Origin of the sequence: Shewanella sp. HL-SH2, from assembly GCF_051164935.1 — a bacterium.
GTDB classification, from domain to species: domain Bacteria; phylum Pseudomonadota; class Gammaproteobacteria; order Enterobacterales; family Shewanellaceae; genus Shewanella; species Shewanella glacialimarina.
Genome location: NZ_CP195035.1, coordinates 3,605,318 through 3,627,248 on the forward strand (window position 1 = coordinate 3,605,318; position 21,931 = coordinate 3,627,248).

The 21,931-nt window shown below is 41.3% G+C and carries 10 protein-coding genes; 2 read left to right on the forward strand and 8 right to left on the reverse strand.

What is annotated here, in order from left to right; genetic code table 11:
- Positions 1-148 precede the first annotated feature (148 nt).
- The 3 genes from ACRWP9_RS15700 to ACRWP9_RS15710 all read right to left on the reverse strand — a co-directional run bounded on the left by ACRWP9_RS15700 (position 149) and on the right by ACRWP9_RS15710 (position 15,418).
- Positions 149-2,377 (reverse strand): DUF255 domain-containing protein, encoded by a 2,229-nt coding sequence (locus tag ACRWP9_RS15700; RefSeq protein ID WP_434926774.1) that lies wholly within the window; start codon positions 2,375-2,377, stop codon positions 149-151.
- Entirely contained in the window at positions 2,377-5,535 is a 3,159-nt protein-coding gene (locus tag ACRWP9_RS15705) for a CRTAC1 family protein (protein ID WP_434926775.1), read from the reverse strand. Before ACRWP9_RS15705 ends, ACRWP9_RS15700 begins: the two co-directional genes overlap by 1 nt.
- 124 nt (positions 5,536-5,659) lie before the next feature.
- On the reverse strand, positions 5,660-15,418 hold the full coding sequence (locus tag ACRWP9_RS15710) for a putative Ig domain-containing protein (protein ID WP_434926776.1): 9,759 nt from the start codon (positions 15,416-15,418) through the stop codon (positions 5,660-5,662).
- Positions 15,419-15,746: 328 nt separating this feature from the next.
- Between ACRWP9_RS15710 and ACRWP9_RS15715 the strand changes: the two genes are divergently transcribed.
- Complete coding sequence (locus tag ACRWP9_RS15715; protein ID WP_434926777.1) at positions 15,747-16,250, forward strand: hypothetical protein; 504 nt, start codon at positions 15,747-15,749, stop codon at positions 16,248-16,250.
- Positions 16,240-17,532 carry a tail fiber domain-containing protein gene (locus ACRWP9_RS15720; protein ID WP_434926778.1) on the forward strand — a complete coding sequence of 431 codons (1,293 nt, stop codon included), beginning with the start codon at positions 16,240-16,242 and terminating at the stop codon, positions 17,530-17,532. Before ACRWP9_RS15715 ends, ACRWP9_RS15720 begins: the two co-directional genes overlap by 11 nt.
- Positions 17,533-17,631: 99 nt before the next feature.
- Here the strand turns inward: ACRWP9_RS15720 and ACRWP9_RS15725 are convergent, their stop codons facing one another.
- The 5 genes from ACRWP9_RS15725 to ACRWP9_RS15745 form a co-directional block, all read right to left on the reverse strand.
- Entirely contained in the window at positions 17,632-19,530 is a 1,899-nt protein-coding gene (locus ACRWP9_RS15725) for an asparagine synthetase B family protein (protein ID WP_434926779.1), read from the reverse strand.
- Positions 19,531-19,551: 21 nt separating this feature from the next.
- Entirely contained in the window at positions 19,552-20,442 is an 891-nt protein-coding gene (locus ACRWP9_RS15730) for a sulfotransferase domain-containing protein (RefSeq protein WP_434926780.1), read from the reverse strand.
- Between the two features lie 2 nt (positions 20,443-20,444).
- Positions 20,445-21,296 carry a hypothetical protein gene (locus ACRWP9_RS15735; protein ID WP_434926781.1) on the reverse strand — a complete coding sequence of 284 codons (852 nt, stop codon included), beginning with the start codon at positions 21,294-21,296 and terminating at the stop codon, positions 20,445-20,447.
- Between the two features lie 134 nt (positions 21,297-21,430).
- On the reverse strand, positions 21,431-21,703 hold the full coding sequence (locus ACRWP9_RS15740) for a PqqD family protein (protein WP_434926782.1): 273 nt from the start codon (positions 21,701-21,703) through the stop codon (positions 21,431-21,433).
- Between the two features lie 9 nt (positions 21,704-21,712).
- Entirely contained in the window at positions 21,713-21,865 is a 153-nt protein-coding gene (locus ACRWP9_RS15745) for a hypothetical protein (protein ID WP_434926783.1), read from the reverse strand.
- Between the last annotated feature and the right edge of the window lie 66 nt (positions 21,866-21,931).

Consider the following 21,931-nt stretch of genomic DNA (forward strand, 5'->3'; position numbering starts at 1 on the left):
GATCAATTGTAATTGAGCGCTAAGCATCAAGCAAAGATAGAGTGAATAAATCTCTTATTAACCATCTGAGGATTGCAACGCTCAATATTCTGATCAAGTATTATTTAATGCAAATAATAGCCTCAAACTTCTCGACTATATTCAGCAGTTATTTTGAGATTAAAATGAACTCTTCAGGGAGTAAACATAATGAATCTGAACAAGCTTGAAGTGTCACTTTGAGGTTAATTGGCTTGTTGATTGATATAGGGATCGAATTAGCCACATCCGCTAATTTTATAATAATATTAGTTGTGCCTATGTATAGCGCCAACTCTGTTTGGCTAAATCCAAGATGGCGTAATATTGGTTTTGGATAATCAACACTGAATAACTCTGGCAGCTCAAGCACTTCCACATTTGTCGCGATTAACTTTTCATTCGAACTAGGATTAGCATTAACGTGCCAACCTGGCTCTAAATCAACTTCTATTAGCACCCCACTTTCATTGTTTGAAGTCGTCACCTTGCCATGGCCTCTTGCAAAATAACGATGGCTCAACACAGTATTAGATTGATACCCCTTTACTGACGCCCAAAAACTAAAGTTATCTGCAATACTTTTAGGGCTATCGGCGTGTTTATTAATTAATTCTTTGGCAATGTCAGCATATTTTTTTTCACTGAAACTTTGATAACCTAATGCCATAGCTTGATAAACACTTGAATACACTGAAGGAACTTCACCATCACGATCGAGAGTTTGAACCAGTGAAAACTGATACTTAATCACAAGCTGATCTAGTAGCCATTTGGCACGTTCTCTATGGCTCACTAGCTTACTAGCATCGCTACCATGAGTACTTTGCACTCTTGCTGGCCAATCTTCATAAAAGCTTAGTTGAGTAAAAACCTGTGCCATCCAAGCAAAATCCTCTAACGTAGCATCTATGCTGGCACGCCCTTGAAATACAATTCTATGCAGTTTTTGGCCAACAATTGCTGTTTGCCAAAGTTCATCAGCAGTTTTTATAGAAAAGTCCAAAAACTGCTTGTTATCAGTAGCACTATAAGCTTCGAGCAATGCTGTTATATACATAGCATTCCAGCTAACTATAATTTTTTCATCAACCAGTGGGGCTACATTTTGCTTACGTTTGATAATTAACCGACGATGCGCTTCATTATTGGTCCAATCTTTATTCAAATCTGTTAATGCCACCAAACCAGAACTTTGATTGCCCACAAGGCTAAAGCCTGCCAAATCTAAATCAGCTTTAACATCAGTACCAAAGTAATAGTAACCTCCTTCAAAACCATCAGAGACCGCAGACATAGCGGAGGAGCGCCCCCCTTTTTGTATCAATGCGGTTTCAACCCAATCGATAGTCTGCTCCATGGCAATGCGATATTTAATCTCTGCTGTGGCGATATATAACTGAGCCAAAACTTTTATCATAAAAGCTTGGGTATAAAGCATCTTTTCAAAATGTGGCTTAAGCCATGCCCCATCAACGGCATAACGATGAAAACCACCATTGATGCCATCATAGGTCGGACTCATTAACAAGGAATCAACATGATGGGTGACTAACGCCAATGCAGACTTATCATTGTGCTCAAAATATTTTTGCAATAATCCTAATAACCAATACTCTCGGATGAATCTAGGGCCACCTTGTTTAGCTTCATTTTGCAATGAATACCCGGCTTGAAGGTACACCTCATCAACCACTTTATTAACATTAATATTATTAATAACAGCAGGCTCAGCAAGTGAATTAAGTTGAGCTGAAATATTGGCTGCGGTATGTCGAATTGTCGCCGGTTTTGTTTGCCAGCGATGGGTCAAAGCATTTAGCACTTTTAGTAATTTAGCTTGTGGTAAGTAAGAGTCAGCCCACAGAATGTGGCCCTCTGGGGTTAAAATAACATTAATTGGCCAACCGGCTTCGCCTTTTAACCATTCCAAAGCAAGCTTGTAACGGTTGTCGACTAAGGGCCATTGTTCTCTATCAACTTTAATATTCACGAAGTGCTGATTCAGAACAGCGGCAACAGCTTCGGAATTAAAGCTTTCTTGCGCCATAACATGGCACCAATGGCAGGTTTCATAACCAATAGAGATAAAGATTAATTTGTTTTCGCTTGCAAAATCATTTTCAAAACGAGATTGCCACTGCAACCAATTTACCGGTTGCAGTGCATGGCTGAGTAAATAAGGAGAATCAGCGCCAATTAAGCTATTAACATATTTAGGTTTATCACCTTCTTTTAATGCACTCTCAAGCAGCTGACGTTGTTCAAACCAACTTTTTCGTGATTCAAAAGACTGCTCATAACTGGCAGCAAAAATGCCGTTACTGCAAAGTAGTAATAACACAACAATAACACGCATTATTGCACCGCTGCTGCACGATATTTTATAGTGTAGGACTTATTCGCCGCTAAATTTTCAAATGCTTGACGCTTACCATTTGGCCATATGACCATCACTCTTGCGGTATTTTGTTTACCTAGGCCAAATACTTGCTCTTTGGGGTGCACGGACATATAACCTTGGCTACCACTTACTTGTCGCCACCCATAACCTTTATCCCCAAAACCTATAATAATTTGAGCCCCTATACCGTCTAGGTTTACACCGTCACTTGGCGAACCTTCAAGACGCAGTTTTAACCAATTGTTATTAAGAGATTCAGCTTTATTTTCAAATAGCTGCGCTTTATCGTGATAGTTATTAACGATTATGTCTAAATCACCATCATTGTCAAAATCAAAATAAGAGGCTGAGCGTGAATTGGCAACAAAATCGAGCCCACTTTGTTCAGACATATTGATTAAGCCACCGGCATTATTAAGAAAAAACACATTACTGGCCTTGGCAGCATCAGGAAAGATTGCATTCAGGTTTTCGCCCGTATGAGGGTCAGCATAATAAGGATTATTGGTCGAATAAACATAGTAATCGTTCATACCATTTAGCACATAAAGATCTTCATCGCCGTCGTTATCAACATCAAAAAAATCTGCATCCCATGCCCAACCAGTTGATGAATAGCCCCTGCCCACTTTATCACTGGCTTGGTACTTCAAAGCACCTTTGCTTGTCAAACTGGACATGAACAGATCGTTGCCTTCTACAACACGCATATTAGCTAATTTATCAGGGTTAAATTCTGCTTGGGTATCTTCACTAGGTAACACATATTTTTGATCTTTATTCATGGTCACAATGTTTGAAATATACACATCAGCAATACCATCTTGATTAAGATCGCTTAAACCAATGTTCATTGTATAAGACGGTTTACCTGTGCCTAACTTATCAGCATAATCGACAAAACCTTTACCTTGTTGATTAATATAGTAAGCATTGACCCCAAAATCATTACCGACAATAAGATCCTGCCAGCCATCCATATTAAGATCAGCATGGGTTACAGCCTGTCCCCATCCTGAATTATTAGCACCTAAGGCATCTTTGGCTTGCTCGAAAACAAAATTGCCTTTGTTAATATATAACTCATTGACACCGCCATTTTCATTGCGGCGTTTTAAGGTGGGTAAATCGCCTTTGAGGTAATTACCAAAATACTCTATGTAGATATCTAATAAACCATCATTGTTAACATCTAAGGTGGTTGCAGGCCCACCAACCTTACCAGCACCACCCAACTTAGCTATCGTGGTAACGTCAGTAAAACTGCCATCGCCATTGTTACTATAAATGCGGTGAGCCTCATCAACATAAGTGATCATTAAGTCTTGATCGCCATCGTTATCCCAATCGGCAATTAATGGCTGTCTAGGCTCTCCTGCGAGTATTTTTGATGCGCTAGAGCCATTACGTTGACTAACGTTACTTAAGCCAGATTGAATAGTGACATCCTCAAAACTATCACCCCGGTTAACATAAAGTTTATTACCCAGTCCACTCAAGATAAAAATATCAACTAAACCATCACCATTAATATCTTCAGTTGCAACGCCACCGCCACCAAATGCTGGAGGTATGGTTGAAATGCCAGTATTAGCACCTTTATCCAAATAACTGCGTAATTGACGGCTCAACCAATCCGATGTTCGATGTTCGAAATTGACCTTTTGTTTGGCAGTAACATTTTCAAAATAACGTGTTGTTGACGTTTCTTCACTACCCGCTGATACAATCATAGGAATAGCTAATTGCTCTGGCTGATATTTATGATAAGTACTCACCTCTTCATTAATCGTTTCATATGCTAAAGTCACTAAACCTGCTGATAACCTAGTTTGCTTGCTATTCTTCCCCTGTTGCCCAGCGGTACGTAACAATAAAACGCCATAGTGAGCAATGGCTTCAGACAAAAGTTCTGCTGCGAAAGGGTCAGCTTCTAACTTCACCCGATCACCTAAATCAGATAGTGCTTCTTTTAAGTACAACCAATGCAAACCTGAATCTCTAAAGGAATCCATATCGTAAGACTCAATCACAACTTGCTGGTCTTGCGGATACTGTGGGAAAAAGATCACATCTTCATATTCATTAACATCATGGGGTAAAAGCAGTTGCATAGCTTTTGCGACATCAGCTTCTTTAATCACATTACTGTCTACCGCTTGAGTTTGCGATAACAAATAGAAGTTAGCACTGAAGGCAATCATTGCCTCTGTAAAGTAACGTTTAAACTCTGCTGATTCGCTATCATTTTCAGGAAGTGCCAATTTGGCAAAATATACCTGTAGATTGCGGGCAAACAATGTTTGATTAACTTGATTATATTGATCAAAGGCAGTAATTTTTTGTTCAATAAGCTGTGATAACAAACCTGAATGTTGGGCGCGATTTGCCAATGAACTTACACTTTTGTTATTTTTTTTGCTCGCTGAATCAGATGTAAAATCAGGAAACAAAATATGCCAAGTTTTAGACAAGGTTTCTTTGCTGACATCATATTGATTGTTAGTTCTGGCTAAATTGTCAGCTTGTTTTAGTAATGACAGCGTCACTAAATCAATTTGATCGGTTATAAATTGAGTCGCCTCATCCGTTAATATTGGAAGGTCGCGGTCAAGATCTAACAAAGCTTCCTGCTGAACCGCTAGCATCGCACGTAAACTATAGGCTATTGAACCATAATGGCTTTGATCGCGTTTATCGATATCGATAGAAATAGCCGGTGTAGTTACTTTCCAGCGTCCAGCTGACAGAGTCGTGTTAAATAATTTATCTGATACTGATTTTATTTGCGTTAAAGATAGGCTTTCTGCGGTGGGATTCAGTATTGCAGCTTGATGCCAAATATCGCGGATTAAAATCTGTTGGTATTCTGCTTTTAAGTAGCGGGCATCGTCTGTTAGTGGCGTACCATAAATTAATCCTTCAAGCCGAGTAGCGGTAGCATGGCATTTAGGATCTCTAGCTGATTCTAGTTTACCCATTAATTCAAGTAAACCATTGGGGTTTTGAGAGGGTAAGTTGAACGGTTCATTTGCCGCATTGAGACCAACAACACTGCAACTGAACAATAAACTCGTTGCTAAAACAAGGCGTGACAAACGAAAACTTAACATCTATGTATCCCTAAAAACATCGCTGACAACTCAAAAAAATCATCAGGTCCTATAAAATAATGAAAATGATGCAGGGATTAACTCCTCTGCATCATTCATTGTGGCTAAAAATAAAACACTAAGACTATCGAATACGAATCATATTCGTTCTAAAGATAGCCATTAACAACAATGCTATTACAACCCAAAGCGGTATGCTACCACCATCAGATTTTTGAGGCGCGAACACATCAAAGCTTGCATCATGCTTATTGTTGTTGCTATTAAGGTCATATTCTAGACTTGTCACCTCACCGATCAAAGATAAGTTACCTGCATTTTGTGGGCGAACACTAAATATGACATCTTTAGACTTACCTGCCGCAATTCCCCCCAACTTACAAGTAATCACTTTAGCCGCTACGCCACAGTTATTAGGTAACTGTACCGTTGATAATCCTACATCCATAGTTGCAGTTAATTCAACTTCACTGGCACTCGCTTTACTGAGGTTGTAAACAGACCAAGTCACACTTACGGCTTGATCAACTTTTGGATAACTCGCAATGAGACTGGTTAACGCTAAATCGACATCTTCCGGTCCAGCATTGCCGCCAACACTTAGGTACCAAATAGACACGCCTGTTTGCTTATCAAAAGTAACGATATCTAAAAGACCGTCATTATTAATATCAATCACAGCAACAGAAACAAGTTCATTGGTCTGAATAACAAAATTATCAGGACGAATATCCTCTGGGCCGTAATAGTGCCAAATGCTGACGCCTTGAGGCATCACTAACAAAAGCTCTGCAACATTATCATCGTTTAAATCAGTCACAATAATATCAGTAGCTTTGGGGAAAACCACACTGCTGTTAACAAAGTCACTTTCAAATGCATTAAGAATTAAGTGCCAACCATCATCTTGAAGCACAAAGACATCTGCTTGCTGATTATGGTCTAAATCAGCACTGATCATGCGTTGAGCGTTTTGTGAAAGTGATACCACAGCACTTCCTGTCCATACCGTTTCCTCAACAGTAAATAACAATGGCTTCTGGTTGTCCAAGCCGACTAAAAGCTTAGTGACGCCATCGATATTGACTGCCGATAGTGTTGTTACCCCAGAAGCAACTTGTGATGACACGCTAGCTGCAGAGGAAATCTGTTGGGCACGTTTTTCGGCGCTAAACGACGGTAATGAAACCGGTATTGGTAATAAGGTAACACTGGTATCGCCGCTGCCTACACCCGAATATATTGCTACTTCAGGTTGATAAACTCCAGCTAACACCACTTCATAATTACCATCAGAGTCAAAATCAGCAATTAATATAATATCAGCCTTCACATCATCTAAAAATTCAGTGGCAGTGATGTCAAACTGGTCATTTAATAAGTAAACACGGTTACTTGCTGTCGCACCGCCAGTGGTGAGAATATCAACATTGCCATCTAAATTGATATCGGTAGCCGTTAAAGAGGTAATAGTGCCACTCAACATGATTTTTACATCAGGTATTAACTGACCTAAGCCATCATTTAGCATCACTTGAATCGCCATCTCATTAGGTAGATAAACCAGTAAATCGCTGAACATATCATCGTTCATATCTACCGCATAACCCAAGCTAGAGGGAACACTGATTAGCACTTTGCCCGGTAATATAGATAAGGAATTAGCTAATAAAATGGTTGTTTGATGGCTAAATATGACATCACTTAAATTGTCACCACTCACAGTTATTTCAGCAGAACTAAAACCAGAGTCAACATTGTCAACTGTTAAGCCAACAATACGAGTTAACTTTTGTCCAATTGCTAATTCCTGTGTAATAACACAATCTAAAACACCCACCTTCGTCTCAATACACTCACTAGGCAATGCATCAAGGGACAGCTCGCTGGCAAAGGTAATATGGTATTTAAGCCCTATAGCAGCGATATAACCGGTATTAACAACATCAATCACCAAGTTAACTTTTTGACCGACTATTGCTGGTGCTGGTGAAAAGTAAAACGTAACGTCTAGCTCAGTATCAGTAGGCTGAGTAATGTTAAGTTCAAAACTTTGTTGGATCGGTGTATCGATAATGCCATCAGTCACGCTCAACACAATACTTACATTTGTATCAGCAGCCTCTAAAGGTGGCGTACCAACTAATTGATTTAAGCTGTTAAGAGATAACCATTCAGGCGCGGTCACAATGATCAAGGTTAGAGAAGCATCAACATCAATATCCGATACAAGCACGTCATACTGGTAAGGTGCTAATACACTAGTTTCAAGTACCGGATCAGATTCAAATATAGGTGCATCATTCACATTAACAACTTCGATATTAAATACCGGCAAATCAACTTGAATAGTACCGTCTGATACTGAAATCATAATATCTGAAGTCACACCAACGTCAGCATTAGTGGGGGTACCACTTAATGTACCATCGGTAATATTAAATTGTGCCCAAGCAGGTTTGTTGGCAACCATAAAGCTAAGCACATCTAAATCATCAGCATCAACCACAACAGGGGTAAAGATATAACTTTCATCTTGATCAATCGACAACAGCGGAGAGCCACTGATTTCTGGCGCATCGTTGATATTTTCAACACTGATGCTGAAGCTCTGCTCTGCGGTTAAACCGGCAGTATCAGTTACTTTTAAGGTCACCGCATGGCTACCCACTTCAGCGTTGGTTGGTGTTCCGTTTAATACCCCTGTGGCAATGTTAAAGCTTAACCAATCAGGCTTAGTCACAGCGGCATAGGTTAACGTATCACCAACATCTGCATCGCTCGCCACCAAGGTATAACTATAAGCCGCATCTTGGGTGGCCGCAGTAATCGCAGTAGAACTGATCACCGGTGCATCATTAACATTATTAACACTGATGCTGAAGCTCTGCTCTGCGGTTAAACCAGCAGTATCAGTTACTTTTAAGGTCACCGCATGGCTACCCACTTCCGCGTTGGTTGGTGTTCCGTTTAACAAGCCTGTGGCAATGTTAAAGCTTAACCAATCAGGCTTAGTCACAGCGGCATAGGTTAATATATCACCAACATCTGCATCGCTCGCCACCAAGGTATAACTATAAGCCGCATCTTGGGTGGCCGCAGTAATCGCAGTAGAACTGATCACCGGTGCATCATTAACATTATTAACACTAATACTGAAGCTCTGCTCTGCGGTTAAACCGGCAGTATCAGTTACTTTTAAGGTCACCGCATGGCTACCCACTTCAGCGTTGGTTGGTGTTCCGTTTAACAAGCCAGTGGCAATGTTAAAGCTTAACCAATCAGGTTTAGTGACAGCAGAATAAGTTAATATATCGCCAACATCTGCATCACCCGCCACCAGGGTATAACTATAAACCGCATCTTGGGTGGCCGCAGTAATCGCAGTAGAACTGATCACCGGTGCATCATTAACATTATTAACACTGATGCTGAAACTCTGCTCTGCTGTTAAACCAGCAGTATCAGTTACTTTTAAGGTCACCGCGTGGCTACCCACTTCCGCGTTGGTTGGTGTTCCGTTTAACAAGCCTGTGGCAATGTTAAAGCTTAACCAATCGGGTTTAGTGACAGCAGAATAAGTTAATATATCGCCAACATCTGCATCACTCGCCACCAGGGTATAGCTATAAACACTATCTTGATTAGCGGCAGTAAGAGCAGTAGAACTGATCACTGGTGCATCATTGATATTCACTACTGTGATGCTAAAGGCCGCTAAGTTCGTCGTGACCGTTCCGTCATTAACACCAATAATAATACCGGCTGTTGTGCCCACATCGCCATTGGTAGGAGTACCCGTTAACGCTCCATTAGCAGGATTAAATGTGGCCCAGGTCGGTTTATTGATAATGCTAAAGCTTAACGTATCCGTGCTGTCGTCATCACTTGCCGTTGGCATGAAGCTATAAGCGCTATCTTCGTCTACTGACGTAGCCGGTGCGCCGCCAATAACCGGTGCATCATTGGTATTCACTACTGTGATACTAAAGGTCGCTAAGTTAGTGGTGACTGTACTGTCACTAACCCCAATCACGATACCGGCTGTTGTGCCCACATCGCCATTGGTAGGTGTACCCGTTAACGCTCCATTAGCAGAATTAAATGTGGCCCAGCTCGGTTTATTGATAATGCTGAAGCTTAACGTATCCGTGCTGTCGTCATCACTTGCCGTTGGCATGAAGCTATAAGCGCTATCTTCGTCAACTGACGTAGCCGGTGCGCCGCCAATAACCGGTGCATCATTGGTATTCACTACCGTAATACTAAAGGTCGCTAAGTTAGTGGTGACCGTTCCGTCATTAACACCAATAATAATACCGGCTGTTGTGCCCACATCGCCATTGGTAGGTGTACCCGTTAACGCTCCATTAGCAGAATTAAATGTGGCCCAGCTCGGTTTATTGATAATGCTGAAGCTTAACGAATCCGTGCTGTCGTCATCACTTGCCGTTGGCATGAAGCTATAAGCGCTATCTTCGTCAACTGACGTGGCAGGCGAACCTGTGATAACCGGTGCATCATTGGTATTCACTACCGTAATACTAAAGGTCGCTAAGTTAGTGGTGACCGTTCCGTCATTAACACCAATAATAATACCGGCTGTTGTGCCCACATCGCCATTGGTAGGTGTACCCGTTAACACTCCATTAGCAGAATTAAATGTGGCCCAGCTCGGTTTATTGATAATGCTGAAGCTTAACGTATCCGTGCTGTCGTCATCACTTGCCGTTGGCATGAAGCTATAAGCGCTATCTTCGTCAACTGACGTAGACGGTGCGCCGCCAATAACCGGTGCATCATTGGTATTCACTACCGTAATACTAAAGGTCGCTAAGTTCGTGGTGACCGTTCCGTCATTAACACCAATAATAATACCGGCTGTTGTGCCCACATCGCCATTGGTAGGTGTACCCGTTAACGCTCCATTAGCAGAATTAAATGTGGCCCAGCTCGGTTTATTGATAATGCTGAAGCTTAACGTATCCGTGCTGTCGTCATCACTTGCCGTTGGCATGAAGCTATAAGCGCTATCTTCGTCTACTGACGTAGCCGGTGCGCCGCCAATAACCGGTGCATCATTGGTATTCACTACTGTGATACTAAAGGTCGCTAAGTTAGTGGTGACTGTACTGTCACTAACCCCAATCACGATACCGGCTGTTGTGCCCACATCGCCATTGGTAGGTGTACCCGTTAACGCTCCATTAGCAGAATTAAATGTGGCCCAGCTCGGTTTATTGATAATGCTGAAGCTTAACGTATCCGTGCTGTCGTCATCACTTGCCGTTGGCATGAAGCTATAAGCGCTATCTTCGTCAACTGACGTAGACGGTGCGCCGCCAATAACCGGTGCATCATTGGTATTCACTACTGTGATGCTAAAAGCCGCTAAGTTAGTGGTGACCGTTCCGTCATTAACACCAATAATAATACCGGCTGTTGTGCCCACATCGCCATTGGTAGGTGTACCCGTTAACGATCCATTAGCAGGATTAAATGTGGCCCAGGTCGGTTTATTGATAATGCTGAAGCTTAACGTATCCGTGCTGTCATCATCACTGGCAGCAGGCGTAAAGCTATAGCCACTGTCTTCGTCAACTGACGTGGCAGGCGAACCTGTGATAACCGGTGCATCATTGGTATTCACTACCGTAATACTAAAGGTCGCTAAGTTAGTGGTGACCGTTCCGTCATTAACACCAATCACGATACCGGCTGTTGTGCCCACATCGCCATTGGTAGGTGTACCCGTTAACGCTCCATTACCAGAATTAAATGTGGCCCAGGTCGGTTTATTGATAATGCTAAAGCTTAACGTATCCGTGCTGTCATCATCACTTGCCGTTGGTATGAAGCTATAAGCGCTATCTTCGTCTACTGACGTGGCAGGCGAACCTGTGATAACCGGTGCATCATTGGTATTCACTACCGTAATACTAAAGGTCGCTAAGTTAGTGGTGACTGTACTGTCACTAACCCCAATCACGATACCGGCTGTTGTGCCCACATCGCCATTGGTAGGTGTACCCGTTAACGATCCATTAGCAGAATTAAATGTGGCCCAGGTCGGTTTATTGATAATGCTGAAGCTTAACGTATCCGTGCTGTCGTCATCACTTGCCGTTGGTATGAAGCTATAAGCACTGTCTTCGTCTACTGACGTAGCCGGTGCGCCGCCAATAACAGGTGCATCATTAAAGTCATAAATCACAGCATAATTAACTGCTGAAGTATTAGCGTTGCCTAAAGCATCAGTAGCAACACCTGCATTAATAGCTAGCCCAACACTTGATTGTGCAATTGGATTAACATCAACCGTATATTGCATTCCATTTATATTGGTAAAAGATGACAGGTTTGCGTTAGTAGTTTGGATGTCACTTACATCGAAACCACTTACAACTTCACTGAAATTAATTGTGGCGCTAAATCCAGCAATAACAGTTCCTGATGGGCCACTAATACTAACCGAGGGCAATAAATCATCGTAATTAATATTTAATGTATTAGAAGCACTATTGCCATTGCCCGCGCTATCAGTCGCGACACTATCAGCAATGCTGATATCAATAGAAGTTTCACCTGAAGCGCTTACTTCTACAGTATAATTTCTAGCATCTATTATAGTCTGGAAGTTCGACAAACTGCCGTTGACAACAGAAATATCACCTATATCAAAACCTGATACATTTTCGTCAAATACAATAGTTAAAGTAAAATCACTTGTCTGATCTGCCGCTAGGGTACTCAGAGTTACGATAGGTTTTTTAGTATCCACCACAAAAACAGTTGATGGCCCAGCTGCTGGAGCAAGGTTAGTACTAAAGCGTGCCGTATCCGCTGCAATATTGATCCCTAAAGAACCATTACCAGTGAAGCCACTTAACGAAACAACTGCTGAACTAGTTCCACCATTTAAAACAGTAACGGTTGCATTTGCATCACCGGTTTTATTAAGACTGATTGCTGTCTCAGTTAAATTGACTGTTTCAACATCGGTGTAACCAATATCAAATGTCACAGCATTGGAACTGGTTAGAAATAGAGAAGGACTACTAATTGTAAGACTAGGAGTTGGCGCTAAAGGAGTTGTTTGATAAACGAAACTGATCGGAACTGCAGCTGTCGACTCAATAGTAATATCCACAGCATCTTGTGCTGCATTAGTGCCAACATTTAAGGTTACCTCACCGTCAGTTGTCGGCATAACTTCTACGCTAAATGTGCGAGCGGTAATAGGTACAAAATTACTAAGAGTGGCATTAGTTGCCACAATATCTGAAATATCGAAACCTAAAACATCATCAGAAAACGCTATCGACATTAAAACAGTGCTTTCAGAGGTAGGGCTACTAACGTCAATAGAGGTAAGTGTCGATAGTTGATCAACAGTCAAATTTGCTGTCAATGCAGCAAAACTAACATTATTACCACCTACCGTTGTGGTTATAGCGCTAGTGACATTTGAATAAACATTTGCCGGCATATTTGCAGGCAGTAGTAGCGACACTTCAAAGGTGCAGCTAGTTGACGGCGTTAGTTCTCCACTAATTAAAAACAATGAAGTACCCGCAATAGTGGCACTCGAACCTGTCCCACAGGCATCAGCTTGTGTTACTGAAGTAACGGTAACACCAGAATATAGATTGGCAAAATTTTCATTAAACTGAATTGCTGAAACGGTATTAACTGGATCGGCATTATTGAGTACATAGGTAGATTTTAGCGTTGTACCAGTGCCCACCTTTAAAGAGGCCGGGGTAAAGCTTTTTGAAGCACTAAAATTGGTTATTTGTAAATCAGTAGAAACGGTCGGTGAAGTCAATGTAGCCGAATTTATAGAGGCACTTAATACTGAAGTAATAAAGCTATAAGTTGCAGATACAGTATTAGCTGGAATAGTCACAGGCACTGAAAATTCACAACTTTCACCAATACCTAATAATGCGGAAGATAAAATTAAATCCGTTGTTCCGACAATTGTAGAACCAACGCCACAGGGATCGGTTGGTAAACTTTGCACCGTCAGGCCTGAAAGAATAGAGTCTAAAGCAACACTAAAACCAATATCTGTAGCGCCATATGTTGACCCGTCACTATGCCTAATTTCAAAGTCAATAGTTGAACTACCACCAGGTGTTGTAACCGCGGGAGAAAAACTCATCAGCAGTGATGGCGCAGTATTTATACCAAAAATCTTACTCGCGGAAGGCGACTCAGACTGTACCGAAATAGCATTTATCGATGCAGTAATCGAACCTACCGACAATAAGTAATTACCAGCACTAAACGTAGCAGGAACTGTGTAATCAACCGAAAAAACACAATTGTCACCAGCAGTCAAAGATAGGCCAGTAAATGCGACAAAAGGTGGTGCGTTAGTTGTTGTAGCTGTAAAATTAGCAACTGACCCTGTACCACAAAAATCGTTAGCGGGTAAAGTTGCGGTAAAACCAGACAAATTATCTAACACATGACTAAACGCAATCGCTGAGGCCGCATTATTAGCATCAATATTAGTCAGAGTATATTCAACAGAGAATACCTCCCCTGCTGCGACTGCAGAAACCTGAACACCTGATTGCTTGGTATCAATGCTCAAAGTGGGTGCGCTATTAACATTAAAAGAACTTAGCGCGTTTGAAGGAGTCACTGAACGACCGTCAAGATCATAGCTGATAGCGGAAGTCGTATTGGTATACGTGCCAGGTGTAGCGTTACTAGGTACTGCAATTGCTATACTAAATTGGCAGCTTGACCCTGCGGCTAACGAGCCACCAGTAAATGATAAAAGTCCCGTCCCTGTCAGTGCTGAGCCTGAGCCACAAACATCGGCCAGATCGCCAGTAGACACAAGACCTGTTAACGCAGCATTTAAATCATTAGTAAAAGCAATATTTGTAGCATCATTGGTACGATCAGTATTTAAAATCGTAACGTCTATGCTACCAGTACCACCTGGAGCAAGATTTATTGGCGAAAATACACTGGTTATAAATCCAATTTTTGACTCATAACTAGCACTGACTTTACCTATGGGTTGATTATTAGCAGTATTAGTTAATAAACCACTATAAAAATTTTTAACCCCAGCAGATTCCGCTTTCACATCGAAACTAAGTTCACATTCAAATACATCGGCCGGGCCGGTCGGTAAAGCAAAAGTTTGGCTACCAGAGGCATTATTATTAGTTAGCGCGCCACAAGTAGTGCTGAAATTAACAGGAGAGGCTAATAACACACCATCAGGCAAAAATATGGTCCCAGAAGGCATTCTATAAAAACCGGTAAAATATACAGGCAGATTACTCAAATTTAACGTCATTCGGTTAATACTACCCACTGACAGCTCACTTTCAGCGACGGTTAAAGAGGCTGAAATGGAATTTATATCAACGGTTAACAGAATTGAGTCTGGAGGATTAGTACCAGGGCCAGCGCTTGATATAAGACCAGTAACAGTAACGCCTGAAATAGTGGTATCGCTAACGGTCACCCCTTTAACATCAAAAGTAAACGAACAACTTTCGCCATCTGTCATTAAATAATCAACAGCGGTAAAGTCTGTGGTAGTAAATGAATAAGAACCGCCACTACAAGATGTTGATATATTATTAGGGGTGGCAAAATTTAAAATAGCTAAATCATCGATAGTCGCCACAAAGCCAACACCACTAATCGACTGACCGGTTCCATTATTCAAGGTCAAAGTCAGTGAGCTAATATTACCACTGCCAATCGTTGCGCTATTAAACTGCCCTGTTGCTGTAAAACCTACCGGAACAGCGATAGCGGTAAATGCTGGTATGTAAGCCAGTATTGCGAAAATTAAAATACCAAAAAAACGCACTATTCCCATCTTGATAAAAGTGGCATCCATATAAAACCTTCTTCCTGTTATCGCAATATGTCACCCAAGCATAAATTGCTGAGCACAATCTTTAACATAATGATAACAGTAAATAACAAAAATGCCCCTCCTTTACTGATTTTACTTTTAATAATCTGTGACAAATTAAATGCAAAATCTAATCCATCCCTATCTATCTGTTTTTACGACTAATAAGTAATCATTGTTTAAAACGGTAAAAATCAATATTGAATACAGCCTGAAATGATATGCAACTACTGAGCATTTGCTGCGTCTTAAGCTTGCTAATTGTTACTAATAAGTTAAAATTAATTAATTGTGAAAAAAAGGTTTCAGCATGAAAACAGTAACACAACTTATCACATCAGCCATTTTGGCAGCAGGATTGGCAATAACATCAACGACTATGGCAGCAAGCATAGCGGTGAGTGGCTCCACACTTGATATTGATACTGGCAAAAAATTTGATCAAGCCATCATGACCATTTCAGGCCCAAATGGATTTAATACCAACTACACACTTAATAACAATCAAACTCAAATTGATATTGATGCCTTGAATATTTCAGCGGCTGGAAACTACAGCTATCAAATACAGTACATTCAACTAGGTAAAATTGAATACGTCAGTGACCCAACTACGGGTCGACAAACAGCGCCACGTAATACTGGCTTAGTCGAAACAAAGTCGGGCTATTTTAACGTAATGGATAATCAATTTATTGTTGAAGACCAAACAGAAACAGATGTAGAGCTGAATCAACAGCCACTCGACACTAATCCAATTTCCCCTCCAATGAATAGAACTCAAAACACGCAGGGACTGAACAATGAATACTAAATTAAAAGTTGTAATTGCACTGTTGCCGCTAGTGGTATCAACAAATCTATATGCCGACGTCGTACACCAAGATGATGTCATTATCATCGGAAGTGCATGTATGGGTTTTGACTGTGTTAATGGTGAAAATTTTGGATTTGATACATTAAGATTAAAAGAAAACAATTTACGCATTCACTTTCAAGACACTAGCTCCTCCGGCAGTTTTCCAACGAGGGACTGGCGAATTTCTATCAATGACACAGCAAATGGTGGAGCAAATAAGTTTTCTATCGAAGATGCCGATGCCGGACGTACACCATTTACCATTATGGCTGACGCACCAAGCAACGCTTTGTTTATCAACAATTCTGGAAAATTAGGTTTAGGAACAAGCACTCCTGCTGTCGACATGCATGTTGTAAAAGGCAATACGCCAGCGCTCAGATTGGAACAGGATGGGAGTTCAGGCTTTACGCCGCAGACATGGGACGTTGCAGGTAATGAATCAAATTTTTTCATTAGGGATGTCACTAACGGCTCTAAATTGCCTTTTAAAATTGTTCCTGGAGCCCCATCAAATTCACTTTATATCAGTAATACCGGTAACATCGGTTTAGGTACAGCCTCACCTAACGGTAAACTAGTTGTCGCCAACGGTGATGTGGGTTTTGGTACATCCTCGCCCTCAGCTAGATTACACGTTGTTGACTCGACAAGTACTAGCCTTTCAACAAGTTCAGTGTTAGTTGAAAATACAAATGCAGCTAGAAACTCAGTACTTCTCGAATTAGCACATGCTGGTAACAGCTATTTAAAAATATCGAATACAGAAGCTTCGCCTACGGTTGCCTATTGGCTACTAGGTTCTAGACAGGATGGTACATTTTCCTTTACTAACAACGTTGGCGGACAGGTGTTTATTGTCGATTCGACTGGTAACATCACAACTAAAGGGACTGTAACAGCAAACAACGTGTTGTTAACTTCTGATGTGAACAAGAAAGAGAATTTTCAGACTATTAATGGCACTGAAATACTCGGTGCCATTTCTAAATTGGCGATTTCTAAATGGAATTACAAATCTCAAAGTGCTAGTGAGCAACATATCGGCCCTATGGCGCAAGATTTTTATAAATTATTTGGTCTTGGCGGAAATGATGACAAACACATTTCCGCGATTGATTCTGCCGGTATATCGTTAGCCGCAATCCAAGCGCTATATGATTTGAATATGAAGAAGGACAAACAAATAGAAGAGTTGTCGAATCGAATTTCAGATTTAGAAATGAAGACAAAATAAATTGCGGCGTTTTCTATACTGTGTTTACTCAGATTTGCTAGTACATTGATGAATGTTAGTTCAAATCTGAGTAAAACATCGATTTAATAATACCTCAATTTACATGTCACTAGATTGATTCATATAAATTGAGCCATTTTCAAGCTGCTGTTGCAGTGATTCAATCACCAATAAATACCGTTGAGCGATATGCGGATAGTCTTGAACCACTTGTGCTAGTGCAGTTTTATCAAAAATGGTATCAAGGTCAGATGCCCAATTAGCAACCACTTTTTGTAACAATTCATCAGCCTTTTCTTGCATTTTATCAATATTAAGCGTCGTTAATACATCGGCTTTGCGTCTCATACGAATACGCTCTGTTGTATGCCCTTTTAAAATCTCTCTAAACATATAACGTTCAACGCCATATTTGCACTTAAGATGACTAGATAAACTGTAGGCAAACTCCACCAATTCTTTATCCAGCATAGGGTATCGATACTCACAACGATGATGCCGTGCGGCTATTTCAGTCAACGTCATACGACGTTGAACGCCCACTTCAATCAGCTCGCGATGGTCACGTGCTTGCACTGAGGTTCTGTCAATAATGGCATAATAAGGTTTGATTATTTCAGCTAACTTATGAGTAACCTTGGCAGTCAATATTGGATGATAAAACAAATCAGCCGACTGCTTCGCTAACCCATTACGCAATTGAAGTTGCTTTTTATACACTTGGGGTATTTGATGTTGGATTAACAATCTCAGCATAGCTTTTATTGGGTTACCACCACGTCCACGTTGCTGGCGCAACTTCAGCTGTCGATACAATAAAAGATAGTGCCGCCCTAAAAACAACTCATGAATATATTCATCGCCATAGCCAGTGACACAGTGATCCCCTCCCCAACCTGAAAGCACAGTCCGGCACCCCTGAGACTGGGCAAGGGCAACGCGAGGCGCATACCAAGAGGATATAACAGAAGGACCACCAAATGTATTGCCGTACGCACCTGCTTTCAATAGGCTGGGAGTCTCTTCGCGCCAAAGCGGCTGCACATTTGGCCATAGATCAATTGCATCAAACAACTCTTGATAGATATCTGACCAAACTGACGCATTATCATCGTTCAACGCGGTACCATTAAAGGACATAGTATATAAAGGTTTATCGCCTAACAAACGACTGGCATAGCCCACCACGCCATTTGAATCCAAACCTTCACTTAACTCAGCCGCTATGGGGTATTGCGATACTAAACGCCGCGCCACTGCCAGCTCAAATAACTTAGCTAACCTAGCAAGGTTTTCATCATCCGTTAATGCTGGTAGCACTTGAGGTTTTAATGACCAATATGGTTGACAGCTTTGCCCTTGCTGATTTATTACAAGCTGATGCGCCGCAGGTAAAGACTGAATAGCATTGAAAGGAGAAAGGAATTCATTCGTAGTAATTGACATAAATGTATCAGCCAGCCATTGATGGGAGAGTTGACGCGAAATGTCCAGCTCGGGCACCAGCAATGCTTTATGCTCATTTGACAATACAACTCGTCCAGACTGCATAGAATAAAACAGCGACTTAACCCCGAAGTGATCTCGAGCACAATAAAGCTGCTGTTGCACCTTATCCCAAATGATAAAAACAAAATCCCCCAATAAATGAGCGGCGGTTTCCTCTTGCCAGCATAGATAAGCCTGTAAAATAAAACCTGCATCGCACAAGTGCTGACAGTCTGTTAACTGCAGTTTATTGGCAAGTTCATCGCGGTTATCAAGCTGCGCATTGGCAACAATCGCATATTGTCCGCAATCACTTAATAATACTGCGTCTTGCTCGGAATTCAGCCGATTATATAGGCATGCTTTTGCTAAACGGACATCAGGTTGGTCACTTACCTGTATATGATGACGAGCATCAGGTTGCCAATAGTCACTACAAGACAGCATTGCTTGCATAGCATGTTCAGGTAACGCTTTTTGCCAATCAATTACGCAGTGAATCGTGCTCATGCATCATCCTTTAAATAACCACTAAATATTAGTGGGATAACACAGTGGCGTGATTTGCATGTTGTCATCAAGATAGCCTAACCTTTGCATCACGTAACCATGGTCGGTAATCAGCCTATCGACCTGAGACAGGGATAACGTATTTTGCCAGTCCCCTACGATGCCCTTTCTAAAAAACGCTTTTGATTTAACGGGTCGCTCTTTAAAGCCATGCTTGTCTTCTTGCTTTTTAAGCTTATCAAAATGGCACATTGCAATGGCTTTTTTAACTGAGTTTTCATCATCAGACAAATGCAAAAATTGACTAACCTGCGTAAAGCACACAAGTGAGTGATTCTGCATATCCTCATAACGCACGACTAATATTGGTAAATCACAGTCTATCCAAGAGCTAACATGGTCACTCCAGGATCCCATATGCTGCCGCACCTGCGGCCGATATTTTTTATTATCTGCTAGCAGTGCAAAATCACTTGTGCCCATCATACCTATGCTCTTATCAAGCGAAACGCCCATGTGATTAGCAAATGAAATTGCCACATCGAAGGGGTTGCGGACCACATACAAGGCACCTGCACAGGCATCAGGCGAACACAAGTGTCCAACCGAAGCACACATATGATTGGCATCATGAATTTTATGATAAGCAGGTTCAGTCAATTGACTATGGATAAAGCGATACGCATCACTACGATATGACTCAATTTGCTCAGCCGAATGTAATCCTAACTCCACACCCAAGCCATTCGCTAACCAACTGCGGCTGCTAGCAATAGCGCCAGTGTGCAATTGATTAATATCAATTGTTGTAACATCAGTCGTAGATTGATTTTGTAAGGCAAAAATAAAACTTCTCAACCAAGTATTTCCGGATTTCGGGTAAGAGGCGAGCCAGTAAATACCTGCAGACATAACTAAACTAGAGCCTCAAATGAATCGGTAATAAAGCGGCTTAATGCGTGAAGATTTTCTAGTGACAGTTTTGCTTTGCCGCGATCAAGCCCATAAACAGGAGTCTTTGCTAAAAAGGCGCTGCACTGCTGCATAAACAGTGCATCTTGCCCCATTGCTGTTGAAAATTGAGTTCGGTAGCGATTGGCTTTAAGCGGTGCAAATTTACGCATCCCCTTAAACTCGGTTAGTACGTCAGCTAAAACGCCATCACCCCGAGCTTCACTTTGCTCGTTATCGTGCTGCTCACTTAAGCAATAGACAGCCACTAATGGGAATGCGTCTAAGCTTTCTTTAGCATCTTCATTACCCATTGATGAACCTTCCGGCACATACTGCAACTTTGCAATTTGGGCTGCTAAGGGTTTGGCCTCTGACAACTGCAAAACCTCAGCAACATCTGGCCAGACTTTAAGATCATTACAGCCTTGTAGCACTTTCCCATTTGTATCAAAAACGCATAAATCATCGGATACCAATTGCCAACCTTGGGTCAACAGTGTTGCCGCCAACGTGGATTTACCACTGCCTGAGTTACCGCAAACAACAATAGCGCTGCCATTTTTTTGCAGAACAGTGCCATGTAAGACTAGTTGGCCACGCTGCTGCATCACAACAGCAAGCATATAACCTTGAATATAAGTGATCACCAGTGCCATATCTGCATCGTCGGCAACAGCAACCTCAATCGACTGTCCGTCGCGCACATAAAAGTCAGCTAATCGAGGAATCGATAACAGAAAACTTGACGAATTCAGCCAACAATAAGCGCCAACTTGACTCAAGAAAGCAGTATCGACATCTAGTTTATCCACATTTTTTATGCAAATATTTGCAGGATGCGTTTCTTGGACACAAGGAAAATTTGGAAGGATGAATTGGCTATCAAAGGTAAGATTATACAGAGAGTAACGCACGGGAGTTTTGGCCTTAATAAACGGGCTGCAAATTAAGCAGCCGCATTGACTTCTACAAGCTTTCTATCGACTAACTGTTGAAGAAAATATTCAACATCTCGACGACAATCATTTTCTTGAACGTCGAATGTCAACATCAACTGAATCACAAGGTCATCAAAACTGATAGGTGAGGCTAATAACCCCCAAATATGGGTTGCTGTTGTATCTAGTCCCAAATATTGATCTTGCAATACATCCATCATCACTAGTTGATCGCCCATAGGCGCAACACTAAGAGATTTTTGTTGGCTATAAAGCAACATACACTATTCCTATGAGGTACCAAAAGGGCCAGTTTCACTAGAAGAAGCAGCTTTACCCTCAGTATCACCAATCTCAATCACTTCAATCACTGGCTTTGTCCAAACTGATTTATCAATACTTGTCACATCTAGATCATTATTTGTTTTAGTTTTATGTTGCATTTATATCGCTCCAGTTTTAAAAATAAGCTATCAAAATGAGCAAGACTACTGATAGTTCATAGTTCA